This is a genomic window from Magnetospirillum gryphiswaldense MSR-1 v2 (genome assembly GCF_000513295.1).
Lineage (GTDB): Bacteria > Pseudomonadota > Alphaproteobacteria > Rhodospirillales > Magnetospirillaceae > Magnetospirillum > Magnetospirillum gryphiswaldense.
The window spans coordinates 4,265,032-4,291,163 of the sequence record NC_023065.1 but is presented as its reverse complement, the minus strand read 5'-3'; the positions used below and the strand labels follow the sequence as shown (position 1 = coordinate 4,291,163).

23 protein-coding genes are annotated in these 26,132 nt (G+C 64.8%); 11 read left to right on the top strand and 12 right to left on the bottom strand.

Annotation, left to right across the window (positions count from 1 at the left end; translation table 11 throughout):
• Positions 1–2: 2 nt before the first annotated feature.
• From MGMSRV2_RS20560 to MGMSRV2_RS20550, 3 genes are read left to right on the top strand one after another with little or no spacing between them, the layout of a single operon-like run.
• On the top strand, positions 3–1,028 hold the full coding sequence (locus MGMSRV2_RS20560) for a glycosyltransferase family protein (RefSeq protein ID WP_024082313.1): 1,026 nt from the start codon (positions 3–5) through the stop codon (positions 1,026–1,028).
• Positions 1,025–2,524, top strand: coding sequence for a cytidylyltransferase domain-containing protein (locus MGMSRV2_RS20555; RefSeq protein ID WP_024082312.1), 1,500 nt, complete (start codon positions 1,025–1,027; stop codon positions 2,522–2,524). Before MGMSRV2_RS20560 ends, MGMSRV2_RS20555 begins: the two co-directional genes overlap by 4 nt.
• The gene (locus MGMSRV2_RS20550; RefSeq protein WP_041633850.1) at positions 2,521–4,359 is read left to right on the top strand and encodes a carbamoyltransferase C-terminal domain-containing protein; all 1,839 of its coding nucleotides are present in this window, start codon (positions 2,521–2,523) and stop codon (positions 4,357–4,359) included. Before MGMSRV2_RS20555 ends, MGMSRV2_RS20550 begins: the two co-directional genes overlap by 4 nt.
• 36 nt (positions 4,360–4,395) lie before the next feature.
• On the opposite strand, the gene MGMSRV2_RS20545 is transcribed toward MGMSRV2_RS20550, so the two are convergent.
• The 10 genes from MGMSRV2_RS20545 to MGMSRV2_RS20500 all read right to left on the bottom strand — a co-directional run bounded on the left by MGMSRV2_RS20545 (position 4,396) and on the right by MGMSRV2_RS20500 (position 17,533).
• Positions 4,396–6,030, bottom strand: coding sequence for a hypothetical protein (locus tag MGMSRV2_RS20545; RefSeq protein WP_144084353.1), 1,635 nt, complete (start codon positions 6,028–6,030; stop codon positions 4,396–4,398).
• 20 nt (positions 6,031–6,050) lie between these two features.
• Positions 6,051–7,283 carry a hypothetical protein gene (locus MGMSRV2_RS20540; RefSeq protein ID WP_024082309.1) on the bottom strand — a complete coding sequence of 411 codons (1,233 nt, stop codon included), beginning with the start codon at positions 7,281–7,283 and terminating at the stop codon, positions 6,051–6,053.
• Positions 7,280–8,236 carry a hypothetical protein gene (locus tag MGMSRV2_RS20535; protein WP_024082308.1) on the bottom strand — a complete coding sequence of 319 codons (957 nt, stop codon included), beginning with the start codon at positions 8,234–8,236 and terminating at the stop codon, positions 7,280–7,282. Before MGMSRV2_RS20535 ends, MGMSRV2_RS20540 begins: the two co-directional genes overlap by 4 nt.
• An 8-nt stretch (positions 8,237–8,244) precedes the next feature.
• Positions 8,245–9,024 (bottom strand): TylF/MycF/NovP-related O-methyltransferase, encoded by a 780-nt coding sequence (locus tag MGMSRV2_RS20530; RefSeq protein WP_024082307.1) that lies wholly within the window; start codon positions 9,022–9,024, stop codon positions 8,245–8,247.
• Entirely contained in the window at positions 9,021–10,004 is a 984-nt protein-coding gene (locus MGMSRV2_RS20525; RefSeq protein WP_024082306.1) for an aldo/keto reductase, read from the bottom strand. The genes MGMSRV2_RS20530 and MGMSRV2_RS20525 overlap by 4 nt, the downstream gene beginning before the upstream one ends.
• Positions 10,005–10,006: 2 nt before the next feature.
• The gene (locus MGMSRV2_RS20520) at positions 10,007–10,969 is read right to left on the bottom strand and encodes an NAD-dependent epimerase/dehydratase family protein (RefSeq protein WP_024082305.1); all 963 of its coding nucleotides are present in this window, start codon (positions 10,967–10,969) and stop codon (positions 10,007–10,009) included.
• Positions 10,966–12,984, bottom strand: coding sequence for a B12-binding domain-containing radical SAM protein (locus MGMSRV2_RS20515; protein ID WP_024082304.1), 2,019 nt, complete (start codon positions 12,982–12,984; stop codon positions 10,966–10,968). Before MGMSRV2_RS20515 ends, MGMSRV2_RS20520 begins: the two co-directional genes overlap by 4 nt.
• Positions 12,985–13,047: 63 nt before the next feature.
• The gene (locus MGMSRV2_RS20510) at positions 13,048–13,992 is read right to left on the bottom strand and encodes a transketolase family protein (RefSeq protein ID WP_024082303.1); all 945 of its coding nucleotides are present in this window, start codon (positions 13,990–13,992) and stop codon (positions 13,048–13,050) included.
• Positions 13,989–14,822: a transketolase gene (locus MGMSRV2_RS20505; RefSeq protein ID WP_041634925.1), complete on the bottom strand. Its 834-nt coding sequence runs from the start codon at positions 14,820–14,822 to the stop codon at positions 13,989–13,991. The genes MGMSRV2_RS20510 and MGMSRV2_RS20505 overlap by 4 nt, the downstream gene beginning before the upstream one ends.
• A 26-nt stretch (positions 14,823–14,848) precedes the next feature.
• On the bottom strand, positions 14,849–17,533 hold the full coding sequence (locus MGMSRV2_RS20500; protein WP_144084352.1) for a tetratricopeptide repeat protein: 2,685 nt from the start codon (positions 17,531–17,533) through the stop codon (positions 14,849–14,851).
• Positions 17,534–17,729: 196 nt separating this feature from the next.
• On the opposite strand from MGMSRV2_RS20500, the gene MGMSRV2_RS20495 reads away from it, so the two are divergent.
• From MGMSRV2_RS20495 to MGMSRV2_RS20475, 5 genes are read left to right on the top strand one after another with little or no spacing between them, the layout of a single operon-like run.
• A complete protein-coding gene (locus MGMSRV2_RS20495; protein WP_024082300.1) occupies positions 17,730–18,602 on the top strand; it encodes a glycosyltransferase family 2 protein in 873 nt (290 codons plus the stop codon).
• Positions 18,599–19,096: a dTDP-4-dehydrorhamnose 3,5-epimerase gene (gene rfbC / locus MGMSRV2_RS20490; RefSeq protein ID WP_024082299.1), complete on the top strand. Its 498-nt coding sequence runs from the start codon at positions 18,599–18,601 to the stop codon at positions 19,094–19,096. Before MGMSRV2_RS20495 ends, rfbC begins: the two co-directional genes overlap by 4 nt.
• Positions 19,097–19,107: 11 nt before the next feature.
• A complete protein-coding gene (locus tag MGMSRV2_RS20485; RefSeq protein ID WP_041634923.1) occupies positions 19,108–20,094 on the top strand; it encodes a GHMP family kinase ATP-binding protein in 987 nt (328 codons plus the stop codon).
• 23 nt (positions 20,095–20,117) lie between these two features.
• Positions 20,118–21,062, top strand: a complete 945-nt coding sequence (locus tag MGMSRV2_RS20480; RefSeq protein ID WP_024082297.1) for an NAD-dependent epimerase/dehydratase family protein — start codon at positions 20,118–20,120, stop codon at positions 21,060–21,062.
• 37 nt (positions 21,063–21,099) lie between these two features.
• Positions 21,100–21,870: a tetratricopeptide repeat protein gene (locus tag MGMSRV2_RS20475; protein ID WP_041633848.1), complete on the top strand. Its 771-nt coding sequence runs from the start codon at positions 21,100–21,102 to the stop codon at positions 21,868–21,870.
• Here the strand turns inward: MGMSRV2_RS20475 and MGMSRV2_RS20470 are convergent.
• Complete coding sequence (locus MGMSRV2_RS20470) at positions 21,828–22,277, bottom strand: hypothetical protein (protein WP_024082295.1); 450 nt, start codon at positions 22,275–22,277, stop codon at positions 21,828–21,830. The genes MGMSRV2_RS20475 and MGMSRV2_RS20470 overlap by 43 nt on opposite strands.
• Before the next feature lie 18 nt (positions 22,278–22,295).
• Between MGMSRV2_RS20470 and MGMSRV2_RS20465 the strand changes: the two genes are divergently transcribed.
• Genes MGMSRV2_RS20465 through MGMSRV2_RS20455 form a run of 3 tightly spaced genes read left to right on the top strand, consistent with a single transcriptional unit; the run spans position 22,296 to position 24,586 of the window.
• A complete protein-coding gene (locus MGMSRV2_RS20465) occupies positions 22,296–23,045 on the top strand; it encodes an ABC transporter ATP-binding protein (RefSeq protein ID WP_024082294.1) in 750 nt (249 codons plus the stop codon).
• A gap of 2 nt (positions 23,046–23,047) precedes the next feature.
• Positions 23,048–23,842 (top strand): ABC transporter permease, encoded by a 795-nt coding sequence (locus tag MGMSRV2_RS20460; protein ID WP_024082293.1) that lies wholly within the window; start codon positions 23,048–23,050, stop codon positions 23,840–23,842.
• A 3-nt stretch (positions 23,843–23,845) separates the two neighbouring features.
• Positions 23,846–24,586: a class I SAM-dependent methyltransferase gene (locus tag MGMSRV2_RS20455; protein WP_024082292.1), complete on the top strand. Its 741-nt coding sequence runs from the start codon at positions 23,846–23,848 to the stop codon at positions 24,584–24,586.
• A 10-nt stretch (positions 24,587–24,596) separates the two neighbouring features.
• Here the strand turns inward: MGMSRV2_RS20455 and MGMSRV2_RS20450 are convergent, their stop codons facing one another.
• On the bottom strand, positions 24,597–26,075 hold the full coding sequence (locus MGMSRV2_RS20450) for a CoA transferase (RefSeq protein WP_024082291.1): 1,479 nt from the start codon (positions 26,073–26,075) through the stop codon (positions 24,597–24,599).
• Positions 26,076–26,132 lie beyond the last annotated feature (57 nt).

Below are 26,132 nucleotides of genomic sequence, written 5' to 3'. Positions count from 1 at the left end.
CCATGCGCGTCGCCATGCGCACACGCGGCGGCCCAAGTCAGGGCTGGGGCAATGTCTATCGTCTGGCCGCCGTGGCGGCGGCGTTGGCCGCACGCGGCCATGACATCGTCACCATCCTGGCCGAAGGCCCGCCCGAGGTGGCGGAAGTGCTGCGCCGGCGCGGTTTTCCCGCTCAAATCCTGGCCGACGGCCTGACGACCGAGGCCGAAGCCGCCATCCTGGCCGAAACGCCGCCAGCCGAGCTGTGCGTGGCCGAAATGCTGGACATCAAACCGGCACGCCAACGCCTGCTCCGCTGCGCCTGGCCCCGCCTGGTGATCTTCGACGACCTGCTCGACCAGCGTTACGACGCCGATCTCGTCGTCTGCGGCCAGGACTTGCCGGGATACGGCAATCAAGGCCTGAGCGTGCCGGACTGCCGTTTCCTGACCGGCTACCGCTATTTCATGGCCCCCACGGCCATTGCCGCCCATACGGGCACGCCGGCCCGCGCGCCGGCGTGCCCGCATCGTCTTCTCGTCACCTTGGGGGGGGGCGACTATCACCTGGCCTATGTCAAGATCGCGCAAGCCATCCGCGCCTTGCCCCACCCGGTGGCCGCCACCTTCGTCCTTGGACCGGCGGCCGCACCGCAAGCCATGGCGGAGATCGCCGCCATCTTGCCCACCGCCGCAATTCTGGGCGGAATCGATGCCATGGACAGCCTTTACGCCGCCCACGACACCGCCGTGGTCAGTGCCGGCTACAGCAAATTGGAAGCGGCGATCATGGGGGTTCCCGCCATATCGCTGGCGACCCAATGGCATCAGATCCCGCTGGGCGAGACCTTTGCCGCCCGCACCGGCCTGCCCTTCGCCGGCTATGCCGGATTTCTGGAGCCGGCAACGCTGACGGCGCTTCTGAAGTATTTACTGGACAGCCCCGCACGGCTGGACCTGATCGAATCCGCCCGCCGGGTGGTCGATGGCCAAGGGATGACGCGAGTCGTCGAAGCCATCGAAGCCCTGGTCCGTGAGCCCAGACCGTGAGCGCCGGCCCTCGCGTTCTCGCCATCGTCCTGGCCCGGATGGGCTCCAGCCGCTTTCCCGGCAAGATGCTGTTGCCCTTCGCCGGCCAGGACAGCGTCGTCGCGGTGACGGTGGAGCGCATGCGGGCCTGCCGCTGTGTCGACGAGTTCGTCTTCGCCACTACCAGCGAAACCATCGACACCCCCCTGGCCGAACTGGCCTCGGCCCTGGGGATCGGCGTGATCCGGGGCAGTCAGGCGGATGTGGTCAGCCGCATGGTTCAGGCCATGGAGAGCGCGAGCCACCCTCCCGACGTGGTGGTCCGGGTCTGCTGTGACAACCCGCTGGTCATGCCGACCCTGATCGACGACGCGGTGACCCAGCTTGTTCTGGCGGGAGCGGACGTCATTACCTATGCCGAACAACAGACCTTGCCCTTCGGCCTGTCCATGGTGGCGATGACCGCCCACTGCCTGCGCCGTATCGACGCCGAGGCGACGGCGGGGGTCTACCGCGAGCATGTGGAGAATTTCTGCCTGGAACGGACCGATTCTTTCCGCGTGGTCTACCAGAAAGCCCCCAACCACCTTTATTTCCCCGAACTGTCCTTGACTCTCGACACGGCGATCGACATGGTGCGGCTGGTGCATTTCCATGACCGCATCCGTCGGCAACCGTTGCAGGATCAGCCGGCGGCCTTGGTCGCCCTGGCCCGCCACTGCCGCACCTTGGTCCTGCGCGACGACCCCGCCCTGGATTCGGCCATTACCGCCACCTTCCTGCGTTGCGGCCTGGACGCCCCGACCTTGGCGGAAACGGCGCCGCCGCACATATCCCCGGATCTGGTGCTGATAATGGCTGATCGTCCGCCGCCGCCCGGGCTGACGGCGCCACGCGGCGTCATCGGCTGCCGCTGGCGCGACGGGCACGGCGGTTGGCATTTGTGCGATCTGGCCCGTCCCGACGCCCCCGCCGTCTTCCATCATCCATTTGTCCCCGGCGTCGGCATCCCGTCCCTGGCATCGGAAACGGTGTTCCTTTCGCTGCTGCCGCTGGCGGCACGCACGCTGGCCTGCGGCCCGTTGCGACCGCTGCCCGCCACCGCCGCCCTGGTGCCAGCGGACAAGGACGGCGGCGGCCGGCGGCTGGGCTTTGCCTCCATGATCGCGGCACAGTTCCCGCAAAGGCTGCGCGTGGCCGCCGTCCCGCCGGACACCCCCTGGTTCCAGACCCTTGCCGCCGAGTTAGAGCTGGCACCGCCATCGACGCGAATGATCATCGCCGAGCCCACCGGGGCCGAGGACGACGTCTTCATGACCTTATCCATCGACGCCCATGGCGCCATGTCCGTCCATGACCGCCGGATCGGCTGGCCCATCCCCTTGGGCAACCGCCATACCGTCAGCGTCGCCGAGGCGTGGAACCACCCCATGCTGCGCGGCGCCCGCGCCGACCTCCTCAATGCTGCTCCCGATCCTCTCTCACGACCGCCCCACCCCTTGGGAAAACCGGAATGAAACAAGGCTCCTTCGTCGTCCTCGCCCTGTACGAAGTTCACATGGCCTCGGCTGCGCTGATGATCGACGGCATCGTCGTCGCTGCCACCCACGAGGAACGCTTCACCCGGCACAAGAACGAGATGGGATTTCCCGTCCATGCCGCCCGCTATTGCCTGCAAGCCGCCGGCGTCTCGCCGTCCGAGGTGGACGTGGTCGCCATCCTCAACCACCATTTCGACCAAAACGGCGTCGCCAACCTGCTGTTCAAGCGCATGAGCCGCTACAGCCGCGAGGACTGGCTGGAGGAAAACGAGAAATTCTGGAAGCCGACCCTGATGGAGGGCCGGAATGTCGGGCGCAGCTATTTCCATCTGATGGGCGGATGGTCGCGCGTCGCCTCCGACCACCATTATGATCTGTCAGCCCTGAACGTCGATGCCGCCCCCGACGCCCTGGCCGCCGTCTTCAACGCCATGCGCCGCGACGCGGTGCGCCGCCTGCTGGACATTCCGCCCGAGCGCGTCCGCTTCCTGCCCCATTACATGTGCCACCATCACCATGCCTACTATTCCGGGCCGTTGCGCGGTTCCGGCGTGGCGGTCATCCATGCCGAGGGTGACGGCGGAGAATACAACCAGGCGGTTTCCCTCCCCACCCCCCAGGGACTGCGGATCGTCGCCGGCACCCGGCTGTTCAACCTGGGCCGTCTGTACCAGTGGATGACGCTGATGCTGGGCATGAGCCCCTATGGCCACGAATACAAGGTCATGGGGCTGGCCCCCTATGCCAACGACAAGGAACAGGCCCGGTCGCTCAAGGTGTTCGAGCGCTATTTCAAGACCGATACCGCCAGGATGGTGATCGAGTTCGACCAACGCCCGGCCGACATGTTCTATACCTTCCGCGATCAGTTGCAGACCCATCGGTTCGACGGCATCGCCGGGGCGCTGCAACAGGTGACCGAGGACCGGCTGGTGGAATGGCTGGCCGCCGTGGTCGCCCAGACCGGCTGCCGGAAACTGGCCTATGGCGGCGGCGTGGCCATGAACGTCAAGGCCAATCTGCGTCTGGCCGCCCTGCCCGAGGTCGAACGCCTGTTCGTGCCGCTGTCGCCGGCGGACGAAAGCAACGTCTTCGGCGCCGCCTATTGGCTGACGGAAGAGCACTTCCTGGCGACCGGACGCGCCCCCGACACCATCCCGGCCCTGCCGCACGCCTATTGGGGGCCGGATTACACCATCGCCGAAGCCCGCGCCGCCTTGGCCGCCATGGACCTTTCCGGCTTCGAGGTGAGCGAAAACCCCGAAATCGACCACATCGCCGCCCTGTTGGCCGAAGGCTGCGTCGTCGGCCGCTGTCTTGGGCGCGAGGAATTCGGCCAGCGCGCCCTGGGCAACCGCTCCATCCTGGCCCATCCCGGCCTGCCCGGCACGGTGGACAAGATCAACCACCAGATCAAGCACCGCGATTTCTGGATGCCGTTCGCCCCCACCATCCTGGCCGAATGCGCTGGCGACTACCTGGACAATCCCAACGGTCTGGATGCGCCCTTCATGACCATCGGCTTCGCCACCACCGCCAGCGGTGCCCAAGCCCTTTCCCAGGCGCTACATCCCGCCGATCGCAGCGCCCGCCCGCAGATCCTGGAGCAGCAGGCCAATCCCGCCTACCATGCGCTGCTAACGGCATTCCGCGCCCGTACCGGTATCGGGGCGCTGCTCAACACCTCGTTCAACCTGCACGGCGAGCCGATCGTCAGTTCACCGGCAGACGCCTTGCGGGTGTTCCGGCTGACCGAACTTGACGCCGTGTGGATCGAAGGTCATCTGGTCCGCCGGAAACGCGGCGCCTGATACCGCCCGGCCAATGAAAGGTCGAGCGGTCTGAAATCAGCACAGGGCGTCGAGCAGGCACACGTTGAGCGATCGCCCGCCGTCTTCGCGCAGGCACCGTTCGGTGGCGTGAAAGGCCGGATCGCCAAGATAATGATAGGTGCGGGCGGCGATCAGCATGCGACGCCAGAACGCCGTGTGCTCGCCCGCCTCAAGACCGTAAAATTGCTGGTACGGCCCCAGGTAGACGCTGGGCGATCCCAGGATGTTCTTGCGGAAAAAGTCGTAGCGACGGGCGGTCCGCATCTGTTCCGGCGTCAAGGTCAAGGTGCCGATCCGCGCCAACAGATCCAGATAGGAGCGCCGATCCCCCCCGACCCACGAAAAGCCCAGGTCGGTATAGGCGCCGCCGCCGGAATGGACGACCGGAATGCCGTCCATGGGCAAAAGGTAGCCGATGGTACCGAAGCCGGTGACCGCCTTGTCGAAGGCCCGGGCCATGTCGATGCCCATGACGTCGTGCGGCAGAAACAGGACATGCGGTGCGTCAAAGCGGCATTTCCACTCGGCGACCAGGGCGTCCTCACCATAGGCGGCGGTGCCGGGATGGGGCTTGAACACCCAGAACAGGGACGAATCGGCGACCGCGACCCGCAAGGTGTCCTCGATCCATCGGGTGATGGTGGGATAACAGAAACGGCCGTTGCTCAAGGGCTCGGACACCAGATGCGGGAAGATTCCCACCACCTGCCGGCCCATCGCCCGGCGGCGAATGTCGTCGACCCAAGTTTCCGCCTCGGCCAGGAACGACGATGACACCGACCCGTACCACCACGAATGGCGGATCGCCTGCTTGTGTGCGGTCTCCCGGTCAAGCCGGTCCGACGGAGTGGCGAAGACCGCGCGGAATGCCGCCTCGTCCATGGGAATGAAACGCGACCACGCCAACTCGGCCCCCGCCATGTCACACACCGCGCGGCGATGCTCGGCGGTGAAACGGAAAAAGGAAAAATCCTGGTACTCGAAAAAGAACACCAGACATTCCACATCCCGCCGGATCGCACTTTCCAGCACCGGGCCGAACGGAACGTAATAAGAGTGGCCGATGACCAGGGCGGCCACGTCCAGACGGGCGAACAAAGCGGCGGCCCAGCGCGCCACCGACAAGGCCAGCACCAGATCCTGGCCCAAGGCCCGCAGACGCTTACCCTGATCCGACGGGATCAGCCCTTGGCTGAAGCGGACGAAATGGGTCAGGCATTGCAACCCCACCGGGCTGCCATCGACCGAGCGCAATTCGACCAGGGCCTCGCACGCGGCCTCGACGCTGGCCATGCCGGCCAGGGAGGCGGCCAAGGCGTGATCCTCGGCGGTCGCCGCGGCGACCTGGGCGGCCAGATCCAGCTCGACGAAATCCTCGACACCGAACGACCGGGCCAGCAGGCGGGTGTTGTCCAGATCGTGATGCTCGCCCGACATCCACAGGCCGTGGGCCAACAATCCGACCAACTTGCCGCCGGTCACGAGCTGGCGATACTTGGCCAGCAGCAGCGAACGCAGCAGATAATGATAATCGCTGTGCATCAGATCGACCAGGATCACCCCGTCACCCGCCCCCCCGTGACATCCCAAGGTCTTGTGATTGGCCGCGCAGTATTCCCGGAACACCCCGATATCGCCGTCGACCCGCATGTGCTCACCCTTGCCTTCCATCAATCCGTCGGCAGAATTCCCGCCGCCGCCAGTTGGTCGCCCAGAACGCCGGCGATGAAATCGGCCCCCGCCGCCGTCATATAGGTATAGCGGGGATGGACGTAATAGTGTTCGACATCGTCGCGCAGGCTTTCGCGGGCATGGGCATAGGTGTCGAGGAAAGCGAACCCCAGATGCCGGGCGAGAAAGCCGGCGTAGCGCCGTTCCGGGATGGTGTCGAAGGTGAACCCCCAGGGATGCTGGGGAACCGGCTTGAACAGGGCGCCGCCGCGGACGTTGTAATAGGTCAGGTGCGGCGCCACCACCAAACGCCCGCCGCCGGCCTGCACCGCCGCGTTCCAACGATCAAGCAGCCGGGCGACGATGCGCCACTGATAGGGCAAGTCGGCCATATGGCCGAGAACGCCGTCGCGCAGCGACCGCACCTCCAGGTCCTTGATCTCGACGCGGTCACGCCAGTGGCGCAACCGCACCGGTCCCTGCCGAAAATCATCCAGGCAGGTGTACAGATGGGAACGGTCCAGCAGCCAGCGGTGCACCGACCGTTCGGTTCGTCCGGGCTTCCGCCGGATGGTTCCGTCCTCGTCGAGAAAGACCATGTCGTTGGTATGCGTCGCCGGCTCGACCGCCAGCCGGGTCAACGCGCCGTTGCCGTCCAAACCCCAGACCGGCTGCGACAACACGGGCGACTTGCCGCTTTCATGGGCGGTGATGGTGCGGCGCGGGTGATTGAGGTTCAGGTAATAAAGCACCAGATCAGGCCGGTAGGCGGCAATCTCCTGGTCGTAGAAATCGAAAAGCTGGCCGGTACCGTACAGCCGCACGGCGGCGTTCATCACCTCGACCCGGCGACCGGGCAGGCGGCCTTGCAAGGTGTCACGCAACCGGGCCGCCAAGGTCTGGTCGACCGGCACTTCCCAGCCCACCGCCGTGGTGCACCCCATCAAGGCGACCCGGTAGACGTCGGCCCCCTTGTCGGTGGTGTATTCGGTCGCGTCGTGCAGACCCAGCCGGTTGAAGCGGATGTCCACCGGTCGGCGCAGATAGCGGTGATGAAAGCGGAAGCGGTGACCGGGCCGCTGCATCCAGCCGCGGGTCGGATGCGGTTCCATGGCCGAGGCTTCGTCGAAGGCATGGCACCACAACCGCCACGGATTGGCACGGCGCAGGGCCAGTTCAGCCGCCACGCCGCCGCCGGCAAACAATGCCGCCAGCCATGGCGCCCAACTCATGGCCGTTGGCCCGACGGGACAATGGGGCGCCAGACCACGTACGAGAAGGTGTCGTCGAAACGGGTGCCGAAACGGTGACGATGCAAAGCCTCGATCTCGACCAGCCCCTGGCCTTCCAGTCGGCGCAAATGGGTCACCAGCCCGGACAGGTAATTGCGCTTGCGATGATAGCGCGCGGCCACCGCATCAAGCAGGTCGTCCTCGTCGTACAGTTCCTCCAGCCCCTCCACATGGACACAGCGGGCGGGGGCGTTGGCCAGCAGGTAATCCATGAACGGCGCGATGCGCTCGCCCACCTGTTCCAACGCGCCGAAGGTTAGCACCACCGCCCCCGCGTCCAGCCGCAGCGCCTGATCGGGGTTGAAGAAATCGAACTGCCCGCCACTGACCGGCCAGCCGAAGCGGTGGGCCAGGGCGTCGATGATGCGGGCCGAGGCCGCAGCCCAGTCCAGCCCATGGACCCGACAGCCCGGCAGTCCGGCGGCAAAGGCGGCGACGTGCGAGCACGAGCCGCAGCCGAATTCGTAAAGGGCGGGAAAGCCGCCGAGAAAACGCCCCATCAGCCAGGCCCGGAAGGTCTTGGTGTAGTTCTTGACGAAATGCGGATCAACCGGTTGGACATAGGCGCCATTCAACCGTATCCACTCACCCGGACGGATGTATTTGGGCACCAGCGTATCCAGATCACCATCCGAAGCCAGAAAGTCGGCGAGGTTCTCGCTCCAGCCCGCTTCCCATTCCGGCTTGCGCCCGCAACCGGCCACACTGACCTTGTACGGGTCGAGACGGCGGATCGCCTCCAGCAGGCAGGCATCGCGCGCGGCCCCATCCACAACACGGTAACCGAAGTCGAAAGCGGCCAGTTGCAGCGCGCACCAGCGCCGGACCTCGCTTTCGCTCCCCCCGAACAAAGTGGCCAACGCGGCGGCATCCAGACGGCGCAGGTCGCTCATCGCACGGGCTACTCCAGTCGGGCGTAAGACAAGGTCGAACCGAAGGGAAAGCGCTGGATGCGCAATTTGTTCAACCCCAATTCCTCGAACACCGCCACCGTCTCGCCCGGCCACACCTCGTGATTGAGCTCGTCGAAGGCGATGATCGCCCCCTTGGGCATGCGCGGCACCAGATGGCGCAGGGCGGCCAGCGTCGGCAGGTAGACGTCGAAATCCAGCCACAGCAGGCTGACCACCAGATGCGGGTTGGCGGCCACGTATTGCGGAATGGTCTGGCAGGCGTCGCCGCGAACCAGCTTGACCTTGGGGATATGCTTGAGTACCCGGTTGCGGTCCATCAGGGCAATGGCCTGTTCCAGGTCGTCCTGGGTGTCGATGGCCAACCCGCCTTGCTTCAACTGGGCGGCCGAACCGGTGCGGTCCTGTTCGGCCAGTTCGCTGAAGCCCTGGAAGGTGTCGAAGCCGATCACCGTGCGCAAATGGTTGAACGGCTCGAATACCTCGCTCAGGTGCACCCACGACATCAGCCCGCCGCCGAACAGCACCCCGCATTCGACGATGGAGCCGTGCACGTCGAGCACCTGCTTGAACAATTCGTACCGGCCGACGAAGCGCCGGATATCCTGGGTCGGAACGTATTTCGGGAAGTTCTGCAACTTCTCGACGTTAGAGCCCATGCTATCGGCGAAATATTGCTCCAATCCGGCGCGGAAATCGATCTCGGCCCCGGTGGTCCGCGACGGTTCCAGGAACCGCGCCGGATCGGTCGCACCCTTGTCTTGCTTCATGCTTTCCCCCGCGCTTTCGCCGACGGTTCATAGAACGTGCGGCTGCGATAGATGTCGATGATCTCGGCCATTTCCTCGGCGCTCAGTGGTTCCTGACTGGCGGCGGCGCAATTCTCGTCCAGTTCGGCCAGACTCATCATCCCCGGAATGACCGTCGAGACCTCGGGCGCGGCCAGGCAGAACAGCAGGGCGAACTGGGCGGGCGTACAGCCGCGCCGCCGGATCAAGGAATCGAACAGGCCGGGAGCGGCGGCCCAGCGGCGCAACTGGTCCTCGGGCCAATTGGCGCGATGGTCGCGCCCGGCGAAATTTTCGCCCCCGGTCAGCCGCCCGGTCAGATAGCCGAAGCACAGCGGCGTGCGGGCGATCAGGCCGGCCCCGGTCGCAGCGACGGCGGCGAAGGTACCGGCCTCGGCGGCGCGATGGTCGATCAGGTTGTAATTGACCTGGGTGCATTCGAAGTCGAACTCGGCCAAGGCCGCCGCGGCGTCGGCGGGTGAACGGGCCGACAGGCCGTAATGCCGGATCAATCCCTGGGCCTTGAAGCCGCGCAAGGTTTCCATGATCCTGGGATTCTCGCGCAGCGCGGAAAGGTCAGGACTGTGCAACTGGTACAGATCGACGTAATCGGTGCGCAGCCGTTCCAAGCTGCGGTGCAAGGCATCGCCCAGGTAAGCCGGCGAAAAGTCCTGGGGCATGGTGAAGCCGGTATGCGGCAGCAGGCCGCCCTTGGTGGCGATGATCACCCGGGAGCGGGCATCGCCGAGGGACCGGCCCAGAACCTCCTCGGCATGGCCGTCGCCATAAAGGTCGGAGGTGTCGAAGAAGGTGACGCCGCGCTCGACCGCCGCTTCCAGCACCCGCCGCGACTGGCCGTCATCCACCGGCCCATAGGAATCGCCCCCCAAACCCCAGGTGCCGAAACCGATGGCCGACACCTCCAGCCCGGTCCGTCCCAGCTTTCTGCGTGCGATGCCCATGCCTAGCCCTTGGTCTTGCTATAAAGCCGCACGTGGTCGCGGCGGTTTTCGTAGGCATCGACGAACCATTCGACGGTGCGGCGCAACCCCTCGCGGAAGGGAGTGTAAGCCATCCCCGACAGGGCGACGAAACGGGAATTGTCGGTGTCGCGGCGGGCGACGCTGCTGGGCTTGTCGGTATTGAAGAAGATACGCGCCGGATCGACACCCATGAACTCGGCGATCATCAAGGCGATGTCGCGGATGGAACTGGCCTCGGTCGTACCCGAATTGAGAACCTGATCGTCGTCATAATGATAGGCCGCCCACAGGAAGGCGCGGGCCACGTCCTCGGAGAAGGTGTATTCCCTGACCGGGCTACCGTCGCCCCAGATCTCGATGGGGTCGGCGCTGTCGCGGCCTTCATGGAAACGGCGGATCAGCGCCGGCAGCATGGGCGCGTCCTGGTAATTGAAATTGTCGTTGGGACCGAAGATGCCGTTGGGCACCAACCCCACCACCTTGAGCCCGTATTCGGAACGATAGGCGCGGATGGCCGGCTCGATCAGCCGCTTGGCGTAAGACGAGCCGTAATTGGACCCGTGCGAGGGCCCGGCATGCAGATATTCCTCGCGATAGGGCAAGGGGGCGTCGGGCGGATAGGCGCCGGCGGTCAGGGCCATCACCACCTTGCCGACCCCCAGCTTACGCGCCGCTTCCAGCACCGAGAAGGTCATCAGCGTGTTGTCGCGCAGCATGCTGGCGTGATGAGCGGCGCTCAGGCCAATGCCGCCGCTGACCGCCGCCAGATGGATGATGGCGTCGGGAGCGACGGCCGCGACGTAATCCTGCGCCGCCTTGGCGTCGGTCAGGTCGCAATCCTTGGAGGTGGCGAAGACGAATTCCGACGGATATTCGCCGCTGACGGCGCGAACCGCGGTACCGGCCACGGCGGAACTGCCGGTGACGAGAATCTTTCTGATCATGCTGTCCCCTGAACTGACGCAAGCACGGCGACGGGGTACGTTGCCGTATCGTACCATGAAAACTCGACGTTGAACTTGCCGCCACGACGAGCCCACAACAGCTTTTCCTGGGCGAAACGGGCCTTGTCACCGGCGAAATCCTCGGGGGTGACGACCATGCGTTGGGCCGAGGCATGCAGGCAAGCCGCCTGATCCTGCCGGGCCAGGGCGGCGAAATAGGCGGGAATGGAAAAGCTGAAATCGTATTCCAAGGTTGTGGGCATGACCGGAGTCGGCAGCCGCATGCGCTGATAGCGCACCACTTGGGCCAGTTGCCCGCCATCATGGGCGATGCCGGACCGGCCCAGGAACAGGCCGAGCATGTCCAGCAGTTCCACATAGAAATCGTCGGCCTGGTCGGCGATACGCAGAAAACTGGCTTCCTCCACCGCCCAATAGATGCCGCCGAATTCCGGCTCGACCACGCCCCGGCCTAGACCAGCCAGAATCTGATCCATGAACGCCTCATAGGCAGCCAGTTCGCGCCGCCACAGCGGGAAACGCCCGGCGGGAAAATCGCCTTCCGCCATGAAACGCAACACGTCGATCATCGGCACGCCCAGTTCACGGCGCAGATAGACGAACAGGTCGGCGGCCACCCGCAAGCCGATCATGGTCATGGCCGTCCATGAGAGGATGCCGGTGCGGCGCCAATCCTCCACCGGCATGGTGTCGGTGGCGACCACGTAGTCGATGTATTCCGCCACCAAACCGCTGTCATGCACCCGGCTGTGCACGCCGTAATTGACGTTGCGCCGACCGACCATGCCGTAGCGGGCCATGTATTCGGGCTCAGCCATCTCGGTGTTGGGATAAAGTTCGCACAAGACGATGATCAATTGGGTGACCACCGACTTTTCAAGCAGCACGGCGATGCCGTTGGCGAAGGATTCGTAGGTCTCCCCCGGCAAGGCGATGATCAGTTCGGAAAAAACCGGAATGCCCGCCGCCTCGAACTGGCGTTGCAGGCTTTCATAAACCTCAAGGCTGATATTGGCCCGCTTGGTCCGGGCCAAGGCCTCGGGGTCCAGGCTTTGGCGCGACAGGCCGATCCCTTTGTGCAGGCCGTTTTCGTGCAGCAGCTTGGCGATACGGAAAATCCGTTCGTCGGTGTTCTTGCCGTAAAGGTTGACCACCTTTTCCGGATAGCCGAAGCGCTTCTTCACCGCCACCATGTGGTGGGCGATATCCTCGTCACGCCGGTGCATGCCGAAATTGGAATCGGCATTGTAGACGAAGGTGATCTTGTTGCGACCGATCCAATCCAGTTCCGCTTCGACCCGCTCGGGGCTGAAATAGCGGTACTTGCGGCTCAGACCGCCCTTGCCCCAATAGCAGAAGGTGCAATGAAACGGACAGCCCCGGTTGGTCTCGATGATGACCTGGAAGCGGATTTCCGGGTGAGCGGCGATAAGCTCGTCGTACATCCCTTCAAGGAAGGGGGAAGGGTAGACGTCGAGATCACGCTCAAAGCGCCCGGCATCGGGATTGACGACGATTTCACCGCTGCCGTCGCGCCAGCCGACCCGGTCGATGCCGGAAAGATCGCGCGTGGTCATCAGGCGGCGCATGACCGCCAGGAACGGATCCTCGCCCTCGCCGGTGACGGTGACGTCGATTTCGGGATGCTCGCGCAGAAACCGGGACGGATCGTGCGGCACCTGACTACCACCGAAGATGACCACGCATTGGGGCCAGCGTGCCTTGAGCCGACGCACCACCTCGAAGCATAATTGCTCGTTCCAGATGGCGGCGGAAAAGGCGGCCACCGCTGGCCGGTCATAGGCGGCCAGGATGTCATCGGGGCTTTGGATACGGAAAAGATAGGGCATCCAGCGATAATGGTCGCGGACATCCGGGTCGGTGACGGCGAAGGAATGCAGCTTGCCGGATACCAGTGGCAAATACGCCGCCGATCCGATGAACGGGTTGTATTCATTGAAATACACCCGCGGACGTCCCTTTGTTCCGTCCATGCGCTCTCCTAAGCCTTCTGCCCGGTTGCCTGCCTTTATCCCCCCGTATCGGTTATGAATTCGCTAACGTCGCATCCACGCCTCGATCCGTGCCACCGCACCGTCCACGTCAAGCCCCCGCTCGCCATGCAGGCGGTCGCGTTCGCCATAGGCGAAAACCAGGGCCGGATCGATGGCCAGCCGCAACAGGGGGCGCAGCAGGCCTTCGTCGGCCATGAACTCGGCGACCAGACCGCCCAGGCCGCCAGGCGCCGCCTGTTCCTCGATCGTCACCACCCGACCGGCCCCGGCCAGGGCCGCCAGCAATTCCCCCCGATCGGGCGGCGACAGCCGCAACAGGTCGATGACCCGGCACGCGACCCCCGAATGGCGCAACGTCTCGGCCACGGCCAGGGCGCGATGGGTCATGATGCCGGTGGCGATGATCGCCACCTGCTCCCCTTCCCCCAGGACGCGCAGGCCGCGTGTCAGGTCGAATGCCCCCAAGCCCGGCCAGCGCCCGCGGTCGAAACGCAGATAGGCGGGACCGGGCAGGTCGCTGACCAAATCGGCCATCGCCCCGGCCACCCGCGATTCCGACGGCGACCATACGGTCATGCCGGACAAGGCCCGCATGATGGCGATATCCTCGGTGGCGTGATGGGTCGGCCCGTCCACCGAATAGGCATAGCCGCAACCCACCCCGACCAGCATGACCTTGGCCCCCATGACGCAGATATCCACCTTGACCTGCTCGAGGGCGCGCAAGGTGAGAAAACTGGCGATGGAATAGACCACCGGCTTGCGCCCGGCCATGGCCATGCCGGCGGCCATCGAGATCATGTTCTGCTCGGAGATGGCAGCGTTGACGAACTGCCCCGGCAAGTCGGCCCGAAAGCGGTCGAGACTGGGAGCGCCGAAATCGTTGGACAACACGACGACGGTCGGATCCTGACGGGCGATGTCGTAAAGACGCAGGAAAAAGGCGTCGCGCATGTCGACAGCGGAAAAATCCGTGGCGGCGTTCATCGGTTTTCCTCCATCAATTCGGCGCGGGCCTGGTCGATCAGATCGGCGGTGACGGCGCGGACATGCCAGGTGGGATCGTTCTCGAACGCCGCCACCCCCTTGCCCTTGACGGTATGGGCGATCACCGCCATCGGTCGGTCGGTGGGGCGCTCCGCCGCCAAAGCGTGGATCAATTGGTCGAAATCATGGCCATCGGCCACCTCGCGCACCTCCCAACCGAAAGCCCGCCATTTGTCGGCGAAGGGTTCGAGGGCGATGTAGTTCTCGGTGAAATCCAAAGAGCCGATACGGTTGCGATCGATGATGGCGACCAGATTGCCAAGGCCATGGTGGGCGGCGAACAGCGCCGCCTCCCACACCGAACCCTCGGAACATTCGGCATCGCCCAGCAAAACGTAATGAGCGTGGTCCCGCCCGGCGCGGCCAGCGGCCCAGGCCATGCCGCAGCCCAGGCCCAACCCATGCCCCAACGCCCCCGAGGTGGTTTCGATGCCGGGAATCTTGTGATCCACATGTCCGCCCAACCGGCATTCACCGCCGCGATAAGCGGTGTCGCACCACTGGGCGGGAAAATACCCCATATCGGCCAAAGCGGCGAACAACAGGGTCTCGCCATGGCCCTTGCTGAGCAGGAAACGGTCACGCCCGTCCCAGTCGGGGCGGCTCGGGTCATGACGCAGGACGCCGCCATAATAAAGGGCCACCAGTATCTCGACATAGGAATAGCAGGTCGAAATATGCCCGCCATGGGCGTAGCACATTTCCAGGACGCGCCGCCGCAATTGGTTGGCCTTGCGCTTCAAGTCGGCGACGGATTCGGTGGGCGGCATCGGGGTTTCCTTGCTGGGCGTGGCGATCACTCGGGCGGTACGTCAAAGCCGATGGCGGGCAGACCCCGGCGATGGCGGAGGATGATCCGCTCCCACGCCGTTTCCACCGCCCGCATCAGCGCGTCGGGGGCCATGGCCCGGCTGGTCTCGCGGGCGGCGGCCATGCGCTGACGAATGACCGCCAAAAGATCGGGATCATCATGCAGCCTGACCGCCAGTTGGATATAGTCGTTTTCGGTCCGGCACACCAGATCGTCGAGCCCCATGGCGGCGGACAGGACATGGCCGAAACGGGAATACAGATTGTCCCCGCACAGGGAAATCCGAGGCACATTCATGGCGATGGCGTCGTAACCGGTCAAACCGGCGGAATTGAACGGCACGGTATCGAGGTAAAGATCGGCGGCGCCGATGCGGGACATGTTCTCAAGCTCGGTGCCGACCCAATCGAAGACGTACAGACGGTGCGGATCAACCCCCGCCCGTTCGGCCAGCCGGGTCACCATCAACCGATCCAGCGGGGGCAGCACCAACCGGCTGTCCGGAGTGCGGGCCAGGATTTCCATCCACAACCGCAACGACCGCCACGTCACCTTCATCGCCTGGTGGTATCCCAGAAACACGAAGGCCCGTTCCGGCAGCCCCAGAAGCCGGCGCGGCATAGCCGGCACCGCTGCCGGCAGCGGCTTGGGCGGAATGTAGCTGCCCGGCAGACGGATGAACGCCTCGGAATAACGATCGTCGTAATGGCGATCGAACAGGATTTCGTTGCCGACGATGTAGTCCATGACCCCCGTCAGACCGGGACGGCCCAACCCCAGCCAGGTGGCCTGGACCGGCGCCGGGCGGCGCAGGAACACTTGCGGGATTTCCTCGGCCCACCAGCCCACGCTGTCGACCAGCAGGTCCAGACCGTCGGCGGCGATGCGGTCGGCCATGGCCGCTGCGGGCAGGCGGTCGATGCTGACCACCTGCCCCGGCCACGCGGCCAAAGTCGGCGGGCGGGGACGGTGGGGGCGGACATGGGCGGCGGCTTCCGGCGTGAAGGTGTAGACCCGGACATCGAAACGCGACAGGTCGTGAAAAGTGATGGCGTGCTGTTCCGGCGGCAAGTCCTGGTGCTGGAAGTCGGTCATCACATAACCCAGCCGAAGCCGACCATCCCCGGCCTGCGCCGGCAGCAACGGCAGCGGTGCGGCACCGGCGCGGAAAAAGGCCAAGGCATCGGTGGTCAGGCTGTCGAAATGGCCATCGTCGCCAGCCAGGAACGCCGCCGCCAGCAAGGCGCCTCCCCAAATGGCGGCACCATCGGCGCGGCTTCGGGTCAGGGCCGGCAGACGATGGGCCTGCCGCGACAGCGCCGCCGCCACCGTCTCGCCGCCCCCCGGATATCGTCCCAACACGGCGAAGGTCTTGGTGACGGCCATGATGTAATGGCGATCATCGGCCAGATACTGATCCCACAGCAGATCGACACCGCGCTCGTCGCCCTGGGACTGAACCAGCGAGCACAAGGCCAGATGGGCGCCCAGCATGTCGCCGGGTTCCGTTTCCACCGCCTGGGCGGCGAACCGTCGGTGGTGGGCCAAAGCGGTATCCCCAAGTCCGTCCAGGCTTTCCAGGTAGGCCAGAACCCAGCACCGCAGGGGATCGGGGTCGGTACCCGCCCCCACCCAGCGGGCCAGCAGATCCGGACGGGCCAGCACCCGGTCGAGCAGGCGGCGACGGGCGGCGAAGGCCAGGTCGATGTCGCCCGGCGCGGCCCGCTGGCGCTGCACCAGCAGGATCGACAGATGACTTCGGCACACCCCCACGGGCAAGGGCAAGGGCGGCATCACCCCCTCGGCCAGACACAGCAACCCCAGGTCCAGTCCGGCCTGAGACGAAAGCCAAGCCTCGCCCCGACCCAACAAGGCCCGGGCTTCGTCAACACGGCCCTCCATGACCAGAAGCCGGGACTCCATCGCGTCCAACTCCCCCGCCTCGGGGTTCCAGCAACGGGCTTGTTCCAGGGCTTGACGCATCCGCGTCAGGTTGGCGGCACCCCAACCGACCGCCGGCGGCACCACCAGCGACCGGCACGAACGCCCGGTCTCATCGGCCTGCCGCATCATGGCCAGGGCGGCGGCGGCGGCCCCGGCACGGAAACTCATGTCCAGGGATAATCGCCGGACCTCGGCCGCCTCGTCGCCGTGACCATCGACCCGCGTCAATTGATCAAGGGCCTCGTCGCGCCGCCCGACCCGTTCCAGCGTCTCGGCCAGCCGCAGATGCAGGCCGGGAAGGTCGGGGGCGCACGCCAGTTCCGCTTGCAGGAACGCCAGGGACGGCCCATCCCCCTCGACCCGCCGCAACGCCTCGGCCCGCACGACCGCCCAGGCGGCACGGTCGGACGGCCGTGCGGCAAGACCGTCCAAGACGGCCAAGGCCTCGCCATTGTTACGCATCGCCATCTTGGCCTCGGCAAGATGAAGGGAGGCCATGCCGTCGCCGGAATCCAGGTCAAGGGCACAGCTCAGTTCGAGCTGGGCGAAACGGGGGAATCCCGCACGCAAGGCGCACAGGCCGACGGCCCGATGGGCCGCGGCCAAGCCGGGGGCCAGCACACAGGCCAATTGCGCATTGAACATGGCGAGGGCGCCGCCCTCTTCCCGCCCGGCCTGCATTTCGGCTTGTGCCGCCAAGGCGGCGGCATAATCGGTCGATGTCACCACGCCCCCATGCCGACGGCAGATTTGAATGACGTAAATGCCGATGGGGAACCCGCATGCATGATCGTGGATTTACTTTGCGGATCCCCACTCAATCTTACTGGGATAGCAGCAGTCCACGCTTAACATATAATTAACGCTCATTTCCCGATATTAGATCGCCTGTAGCAACAGTTTTCCGAATGGAAAGCCTTTCGTGAACGCGCACCAGCAGAACGCGACGGTCGCCGTCATCACCCGCACCTGCAACCGCCCCCAGCTTCTGGAACGGGCCTGCGGCAGCGTCATGGCGCAAAGCCGGCGTGACTTTCTTTGGGTTTTGGTCAACAACGGCGGCGACCCCATCCCGGTCGAGGCGGCGGCGGCGCGGGCGGCGGCGGCGGGCTTGGCCGTCCAAGTACACCACATCGCCGCCATGGGAATAGAGGCCGCGTCCAATCACGGTATCCGCCATAGCGTCTCGACCCATGTGGCCATCCATGACGACGACGATTGCTGGGAACCGGAATTCCTGGAACGCACCGTCGGCTATCTGTCGGATCGGTCGCGTCTGGCCGGCGTCGCGACGGCATCGACGCAGGTGATGGAACGGTTGGATGCCGACGGCATCACTATCCTGTCCCGTGCCCCCTATCAACCTTGGGTGCGCGCCATCCATCTCGTCGATATGGCCCAGCGCAACCTTTTCCCGCCTATTGCCCTGCTCTTTCGCCGCGACGCCTGGGAACAGGTCGGCGGCTTCGATGAAGAACTGCCGGTATTGGGGGATTGGGACTTCAATCTCAAGGTGTTGCGCCATCACGATATCGGCTTCATCGCCGAAGCGCTGGCCAACTATCATATCCGTCCCGGCATCACCGACAGCGCCGACACCAACGGCAACACCATCACCGCCGGCCTCGACCGCTTCCACGAGACCGACCCCATAATCCGTAACCGTCTGCTGCGCCAAGACCTCGACCAGGGTCGCATCGGCCTGGGTTGGCTGGTCGCCCTGGGGCGACAACATCAGGCCATGTGGACGGTCTTGCGGGGATTGATGAAAAACACGAAGGACACCAAGCCATGATCGTCGACAAAAGCGAAATCGACGGTGTCCTTACCGTCACCCCCGGCATCTTCGAGGATTACCGCGGCTATTACGTCGAAACCTATAACCAGCATGACTACCAGGCCGCCGGCATCGCCGTCCCTTTCGTCCAGGACGACATTTCGGTGTCGCGCCGGGGCGTGCTGCGCGGGCTGCATGGCGATGCCAAGACCTGGAAGCTGATTTCCTGCCTGTCCGGAGAAATCTATCTGGCCGTCCTCGATTGCCGGGACTGCTCGCCCACCAAGGGGGCGTGGCAGGGCTTCACCATCAGCGACCGCAACCGAATGCAAGTGCTGGTACCGCCGGGGGTGGCCAACGGTCACGCCATTCTGAGCGAGCGGGCGATCTTTCACTACAAGCAGTCGGAATATTATGACCCCGGCAGCCAGTTCACCGTCAAATGGAACGATCCGGCGCACGGCATCTGGTGGCCGCTATCCGATCCGATCCTGTCGCAGCGCGACCGTTGAAGGACGCCGCCATGATCATCAGCCGCACGCCGTTTCGAGTGTCGTTCTTCGGCGGGGGTACCGATTATCCCGACTGGTACCGTGAGCACGGCGGCGCGGTGATCGCGGTGGCCATCGCCAAGTACTGCTACCTGTCGTGCCGCTGGTTCCAGAACTTCTTCGACGCCAAACACCGCATCGTCTACAACCGCATAGAATTATGCGGCGCCATTGACGAGATCGAGCATCCTTCCGTCCGCGCCTGTCTGCGTCATTTCGGCGTCACCGATGGCGTCGAAATCATCCACAACGCCGACCTGCCGGCACGATCGGGACTGGGGTCGAGTTCGTCCTTCACCATCGGCCTGTTGAACGCTTTGCAAGCATTGACCGCCCGCCCGCAACTGGGGCGCCAGGCACTGGCCGATCTGGCCATCCACCTGGAACAAGAGGTCATGGGGGAAAGCGTCGGTTCGCAGGACCAGATGATGGCCGCGCATGGCGGGCTGAACCGGCTGAGTTTCGACGCCAAGGGCTGCCGAGCGCATCCCTTGACCCTGCCGCAGGAACGCCTGGAGAATCTGGAACGGCACATGCTGCTGTTCTGGACCGGGCTGTCGCGCAACGCAAGCGAGATCGCCGCCCATCAGATCGGCAATATCGGGCATAAGCAGCCGGAATTACGGGCCATGCTGCATCTTGTCGACCAGGCCGAAGACATCCTGCTCGGCTCGGGAGACTGGGGCGAGATGGGCCGGCTGATGCACGAATCCTGGACCATCAAGCGCGGCCTGTCCCGGCATATCACCAGTGACCAGATCGACGCCATCTATCACACCGCCCGCGCCAACGGCGCCCTGGGCGGCAAATTGCTGGGCGCCGGCGGCGGCGGCTTCTTCCTCGTCCTGGCGCGCCCCGAGGATCACGAAGGCATCCGCGCCGCCCTAAGCCCCTTGATCTGCACACCGGTCAAGTTCGACCATGTCGGCTCGCAGATCATCTTCCAAAGCCGCGATTGACTCCCGAAAGCAAGGTGATCTAAATGAGCGAGCAACTTTCCATCGTCGTCACCGGAGGCGCCGGCTATCTCGGTTCGATCCTGGTTCCCGCCCTGCTGGCCCGCGGCCACAAGGTCACCGTGGTCGAGACCTTCATGTTCCGTGAAGCCGGATTGTTCGACGTCTGTGCCGAACCCAATTTCAACGTCATCCGCGGCGACGCCCGCGACGAGGCGCTGATGACGCGTATCACCGCCGGGGCCGATCTGGTCATCCCGCTTGCCGCACTGGTTGGCGCTCCGCTTTGCGACCGCGACCGCATCGGCGCAGTAACCACCAACCGCGATGCCGTCCTGATGCTGACCCGTATCCTGTCGCCCGAGCAGCGGATGATCATCCCCAACACCAATAGCGGCTATGGCATCGGCAAGCCGGGGATTGCCTGCACCGAGGACACGCCACTTAATCCCATTTCCCTTTACGGACGCGCCAAGGTGGAAGCCGAATTGGCGGTGCTGGAACGGAAGAATTCCATCAGCCTGCGTCTGGCAACTGTTTTCGGCATGGCGCCACGGATGCGGGTGGACCTTCTGGTCAACGACTTCGTCCATCGGGCTGTCACCGACCGGGCGGTGGTGCTGTTCGAGGCGGACTTCATGCGCAACTACATCCACATCCGCGACGTCACCCGTGCCTTCCTGCATGCCGTCGACAATTTCAACACCATGCGCGGCAGCCCATACAATGTGGGCCTGTCCGACGCCAACCTGTCCAAGCGCCAGCTTTGTGCCTTGATCCAAAAACAGGTTCCCGGCTTCGTCTACCTGGAAGCCCCGGTGGGCGAAGACCCGGACAAGCGTGACTACATCGTCTCGAATGCCCGGATAGAGGCCACCGGCTTCAAACCTGTCCACTCCCTGGAATCTGGCATCACCGAACTGGTAAAGGGCTACACCATCTTGCGGAACTCCCGCTATGCCAACGTCTGAGCGGATTGAAAGATTCCACGCCGAACATGCCCTTCTGATGGGCCATGCCGCTTTGCTCAACGAGCGCCCGGATCAGGCCTTGGACTGGTTCGAACGCCTGTGCGCCCTGAATGATTCATCCGAGGGCTGGCTCCACCAGGGCGTCGCCTTGCTGCGCCTGGGACGGATGGATCAGGCTCGAAAGGCGTTCCGCCATTGCCTGTCCCGGGGAGAACAACCCTGGGCCGAATATGCGCGACAGGCTGAAGGCGGTGCGGCGCAAGACGTGCAGGCGCACTTCCCGGCGATGTTCCTGCATTCGGTCTATGAACTGGCGATGGATCATTTTCGCCGTGAGGAATTCACTCAGTGCCTGGCGATGCTCTCCACCTTCACCACCGATAACGGCGAAATGCCCAATATCCTGAGCCTTTCGGCTCAAACCTGCCTGCGTCTCGAGCGTCCGCAACAAGCCCTGGCCCTGGCGGCCCGCGCGGCGGAATTGCGGCCCGAAGTCGCCCGTTACCATGCTATCACCGCCACCGCCGCCCTGGCGGCTGACCGACTCGACCTTGCCCTGAAATACGCCCGCGAGGCGGTCGCGATCCAGCCCGACCTGCATTACGCCTTGTCGACGTTGGCAACCGTTTTGAGACATATGGGGCAAACGCAAGAGGCCCTGCGGGTGATGGACAACGCCTTGTACATTCACCCCGACGACCCGGTCTTGCTGAAACAACGTGCCCTCATCCAGGCCATGGGCCAAGGCGCATCTGTCATCGACAATCACGCTCCGCCGCACGACCCGCAGCAAACGTCGCCGTCATAAGAGATGCGGGCCACCAACTGGCGGGCACCGCCTGGGGGCAGGAATTGCATCAGCACCTGGGCGATCCCCTTGGGCAGGGCCAGGCGTTCACCGGTCAGCCGCATCATCCGCCCGGCCCCGGCCCGATAATCATCGGCGCCGTCGCAGGCCGAAAATGCCTGGGCGAGAAAATCGGCGGTGGCGGCGGCATCGAGTTCCGCCACCAGCACGGAATCGCCGCGCACCATGGCGACCACCTGATCGGGGCCTTCATCGCCCGCGCGCAACTGGATTTCATTGGCGTGAAGGGTGGCGGCGCTGGTCAGCAATTCGGCGAAAGTGGCGGTCATGGATGGCCTCATCTTGGTTGAGGCGACCAGAAACGGCGAATCCGCCGCCTCGGCGTTGAGCTTGATCAAGCTGCCCATCGCCCCCATAGTCCTTGCATGAGCGCACCCGCCCTTCACGTCGAAAACCTTTGCAAGGCTTTTGCCGGCCAGATGGCGGTGGACGACATCTCTTTTACCGTCGCCACCGGCTCGACCACCGCCCTGCTGGGCGGCAACGGCGCGGGCAAGACCACCACCATCTCCATGTTGCTGGGCCTGTTGCTGCCCGATTCCGGCTCCATCCACGTGCTGGGCGAAGACATGGTGCGGCATCGCTATCGGGTGCTGCCGCGGGTCAATTTCTCCAGCCCCTACGTGGAGTTGCCGCACCGGTTGAGCGTGGCCGAAAACCTCACCGTTTACGGCCATCTCTACGGTATCCCCGACCTAAGGCACCGCATCGCCCAACTGGCGGAAGAACTGGACCTGACCGATATCCTGAAGCGCCCATCGGGCAAGCTGTCGGCGGGGCAGAAAACCCGTGTCGCCCTGGCCAAATCCATGCTCAACCAGCCGGAATTGCTGTTTCTCGACGAGCCCACCGCGTCCCTTGACCCCGATACCGCCGATTGGGTGCGCGGCTATTTCCGCGCCTATCAACAACGGACCGGCGCCACCATCTTGCTGGCCAGCCACAACATGGCCGAGGTCGAGCGTCTGTGCGATCAGGTACTGATGATGAAACAGGGCCGCATCGTCGATACCGGCTCGCCCGCCGATCTGTTGCTGCGCTATGACCGCGACGATATGGAACAGGTATTCCTGGACATCGCCCGCGACCGCCGCCAGCCCAATGAGGACAGGTGATCATGCTTTCGCTGCGCCGCATCGGCGCCGTCATGCTGCGGCACCTTTACCTCATGCGCGGATCGTGGCCGCGAGTGCTGGAAATGGCCTATTGGCCGGCCATCAACATGGCGCTGTGGGGCTTCACCAGTCAGTTCTTCAGCACCCATTCGTCGTGGGTGGCGCAGACCGGCGGCATCCTGATCGGCGCCGTCATCCTGTGGGACGTGATGTTTCGCGGCAATCTGGGGGTGGCGCTGTCGTTCATGGAGGAAATGTGGTCGCGCAATCTCGGCCATCTGTCGGTCAGCCCGCTGCGCCCGCATGAATTGCTGGCCGGCATGCTGGGCATGAGCCTGGTGCGCACCACCATCGGCGTGCTGCCGGCGGCGCTTCTGGCCATTCCGCTTTATCACTATTCGCTGTTCGACATGGGGCTGCCGCTGTTGGCGTTCTGGGTCAACCTGCTGGTGTCGGGCTGGGCCATCGGCCTGGGGGTGTCGGCCCTGGTGCTGCGTTTCGGCCTGGGGGCGGAAAGCATGGCCTGGGTGATGATCTTCGCCCTCGCCCCGGTGGCCGGCATCTATTATCCCATCGCCATCCTGCCCCAGTGGCTGCAATGGCTGGCCTGGGCGCTACCGCCGGCCTATGTGTTCGAGGGCATGCGGTCGGTGATGCAGGGCCACGGCTTCGATTGGGGCTTGCTTGCCGGCGCGGTGGGCTTAAATCTGTTTTACGTGGCCGCCGCCGCCCTGACCTTTTTGCGCGTCCACCACATCGCCCGCCGGCGCGGGCTGTTGCTGAACGTGGGGGAATGACCCATGCAAAGCCTGCCTTCCTATCCCGGCACTTGGTCGGATGTGGTCGATCTGCGCGATTTCTATGATAGCGGCCTGGGCCAGACCACCAAGCGCCTGTTGCGCCGCCATCTGCGCCAGTTGTGGCCCGATACCCATGGCCTGTGCATCCTTGGCCTGGGCTTCGCCACCCCCTTGCTGCGCCCGTTCGTCGCCGAGGCGGAACGGGTGATCGCGGTGATGCCGGCCAATCAGGGCGTGCTGCACTGGCCGCCGGAAGGGCCGGGCCTGACCGTGCTGGCCGATGAAAGCGATCTGCCGCTGCCCGATTCGTCCATGGACCGCATCGTGCTGATGCATGCGCTGGAATCCACCGAGCAGGTGCGCGCCATGATGCGCGAGGTGTGGCGGGTGCTGGCCGATGGCGGGCGGCTGGTGATCATCGTCCCCAACCGGCGCGGCATCTGGGCGCGGCTGGAGCGCACGCCGTTCGGCAATGGCCGGCCCTATACCGGCGGGCAATTGACCCGATTGTTGCGCGACAACATGTTCACCCCGGTATCGCTGTCGGGAGCACTGTTCATGCCGCCGACCAATTCACGGGTGCTGCTGCGCTCGGCCCCGGCCATGGAGGAATTGGGCCGGCGCTGGTTCCACACCATCGCCGGCATCCACATGGTCGAGGCGACCAAGCAGATCTACGCCGCCACCCCGTCACGAACCTCGAAACGGCGCGGCTATGTCATCGCGCCGCAGGGGTTCTAACGCTTGATGACTAACACGGTGCCGCCGCCAGATGCGGATGGCGGGCCCGACTATGCGGCAACGTCCCGCCCAATCCGCCGGCCTCAAGCGGCCAAAGCGGCAGATTGGCGCCCAAGGGCATGGTCGGGCGGTCCCAGGCCGATGGGGTGGCGGTGTAGTTCAGCACCGGCCCCAGGAAGGTCAAGGGACCGAAGGCCGGATTGTCGCGGGTCAGCAGATAAGGCGCGATCTCGGCCGGGGAAATGGCCGGAGGCGGCAATTGGCTGCGATCCACCTGCCCTTGCTCCTGCATCCACATGGCGGTCCGGCACAACGCCACCCGCACATGGTACGATCCGCCCTCGTCGGCGCGGCGCAACAGCGCCATCAGCGTGCCCAAGGCGCCAAGGAAACCGGTGACGTAATCGTTGGGATAGACCGATTGCAGTTGCGGATTGTCCGCCGTGCCCTGCGCCACGGTCATGCCGGTGGCCACCTGGGCCAGTTGCTCCCAGCCGGGGCGATATTGCCAGGGGCCGGCCCAGCCATAGCAATTGACCGAGACATAGATCAGACCGGGGCGCAATCGCGCCGCGTTTTCGGGCGAAAAGCCCAGCTTGGTCATGGCCCCGGGGCGATAGGATTCGACGAAGACGTCGCTTTGCCCGATCAGTCCCTGCAAGGTGGCGGCATCATCGGCATTGGTCAGGGTCAGCAGCGCCTCCAGCTTGCCATGGCCGGTATCCACGTCGAAAGGCGGCAACGCCGGCTGGGTCGGGCTGGTGATGCGCATGATTTCGGCCCCCTGCTCGGCCAAGGTCTTGCCGATGGTCGGGCCGGCGATCACATGGGTCAGGTCCAGCACCTTGGTGCCGCTTAACGGGCGGTCGCCGGGCAGAGCCGGGGCAAAGGGCTCGGGGGCGGAATCGGCGATCTTGACGATTTCGATGATCGGGGTGGCGGCGATGGCGCGGCCTTGTTCGGTCGCCAGCCATTCGGGGTAGGACCGCGCCACGGCGCCGCACAAGCCCTGGTCGGCGATGGCCTGTTCCAGCGCGAAGGCATCCCAGGTGGCCACCTTGTTGGCGATGTCGGTGGGGTTCATGGTACAGCCCAGCAGATTCTGCAAACCGTTGCGCAGCAGCGGGAAAGCGCCGTGCAGCATGATCCAGCGGCTGTCGCGGGCCGGATACAGGGCGACCAGCGGGTAGCTGGGTTCCGGCTGCGGAATGGCGAAGCCATGCTGCGACTGATAACCGACGCTATAGGCGGCCAGCGCCCCGGCCAGGGCATTGATGGAAACCTGCTGGCGCTGGCCCGAACGCCGTCGCCAGATTTCCGCCACCCCGGCGGCCTGAGCCGCCAGCACCGCCCCGGTGCATTCCCCGATGCGGAACACCGAGTTGATGACCGGGTCGGCCCCCGACAACGCCACGTCGGCGGTGGTCGGCCAAGTGATGCCCAATTGCGACAACAGCGACTGGTAGATCTGGTTGATCGACTGGGCCATCACTATCCTCCGGTTATGACGCCAAGATAAAATGCTATCTTTGCGAGCATGACAGAG

Coding starts and splice junctions, on each gene's coding strand:
- MGMSRV2_RS20560 (WP_024082313.1), top strand. CDS start 3: ATGCGCGTCGCCATGCGCACACGCGGCGGCCCAAGTCAGGGCTGGGGC.
- MGMSRV2_RS20550 (WP_041633850.1), top strand. CDS start 2,521: ATGAAACAAGGCTCCTTCGTCGTCCTCGCCCTGTACGAAGTTCACATG.
- MGMSRV2_RS20545 (WP_144084353.1), bottom strand. CDS start 6,030: ATGCGGGTCGACGGCGATATCGGGGTGTTCCGGGAATACTGCGCGGCC.
- MGMSRV2_RS20540 (WP_024082309.1), bottom strand. CDS start 7,283: ATGAGTTGGGCGCCATGGCTGGCGGCATTGTTTGCCGGCGGCGGCGTG.
- MGMSRV2_RS20535 (WP_024082308.1), bottom strand. CDS start 8,236: ATGAGCGACCTGCGCCGTCTGGATGCCGCCGCGTTGGCCACTTTGTTC.
- MGMSRV2_RS20530 (WP_024082307.1), bottom strand. CDS start 9,024: ATGAAGCAAGACAAGGGTGCGACCGATCCGGCGCGGTTCCTGGAACCG.
- MGMSRV2_RS20525 (WP_024082306.1), bottom strand. CDS start 10,004: ATGGGCATCGCACGCAGAAAGCTGGGACGGACCGGGCTGGAGGTGTCG.
- MGMSRV2_RS20520 (WP_024082305.1), bottom strand. CDS start 10,969: ATGATCAGAAAGATTCTCGTCACCGGCAGTTCCGCCGTGGCCGGTACC.
- MGMSRV2_RS20515 (WP_024082304.1), bottom strand. CDS start 12,984: ATGGACGGAACAAAGGGACGTCCGCGGGTGTATTTCAATGAATACAAC.
- MGMSRV2_RS20510 (WP_024082303.1), bottom strand. CDS start 13,992: ATGAACGCCGCCACGGATTTTTCCGCTGTCGACATGCGCGACGCCTTT.
- MGMSRV2_RS20505 (WP_041634925.1), bottom strand. CDS start 14,822: ATGCCGCCCACCGAATCCGTCGCCGACTTGAAGCGCAAGGCCAACCAA.
- rfbC (WP_024082299.1), top strand. CDS start 18,599: ATGATCGTCGACAAAAGCGAAATCGACGGTGTCCTTACCGTCACCCCC.
- MGMSRV2_RS20485 (WP_041634923.1), top strand. CDS start 19,108: ATGATCATCAGCCGCACGCCGTTTCGAGTGTCGTTCTTCGGCGGGGGT.
- MGMSRV2_RS20480 (WP_024082297.1), top strand. CDS start 20,118: ATGAGCGAGCAACTTTCCATCGTCGTCACCGGAGGCGCCGGCTATCTC.
- MGMSRV2_RS20475 (WP_041633848.1), top strand. CDS start 21,100: ATGGGCCATGCCGCTTTGCTCAACGAGCGCCCGGATCAGGCCTTGGAC.
- MGMSRV2_RS20470 (WP_024082295.1), bottom strand. CDS start 22,277: ATGGGCAGCTTGATCAAGCTCAACGCCGAGGCGGCGGATTCGCCGTTT.
- MGMSRV2_RS20465 (WP_024082294.1), top strand. CDS start 22,296: ATGAGCGCACCCGCCCTTCACGTCGAAAACCTTTGCAAGGCTTTTGCC.
- MGMSRV2_RS20460 (WP_024082293.1), top strand. CDS start 23,048: ATGCTTTCGCTGCGCCGCATCGGCGCCGTCATGCTGCGGCACCTTTAC.
- MGMSRV2_RS20455 (WP_024082292.1), top strand. CDS start 23,846: ATGCAAAGCCTGCCTTCCTATCCCGGCACTTGGTCGGATGTGGTCGAT.
- MGMSRV2_RS20450 (WP_024082291.1), bottom strand. CDS start 26,075: ATGGCCCAGTCGATCAACCAGATCTACCAGTCGCTGTTGTCGCAATTG.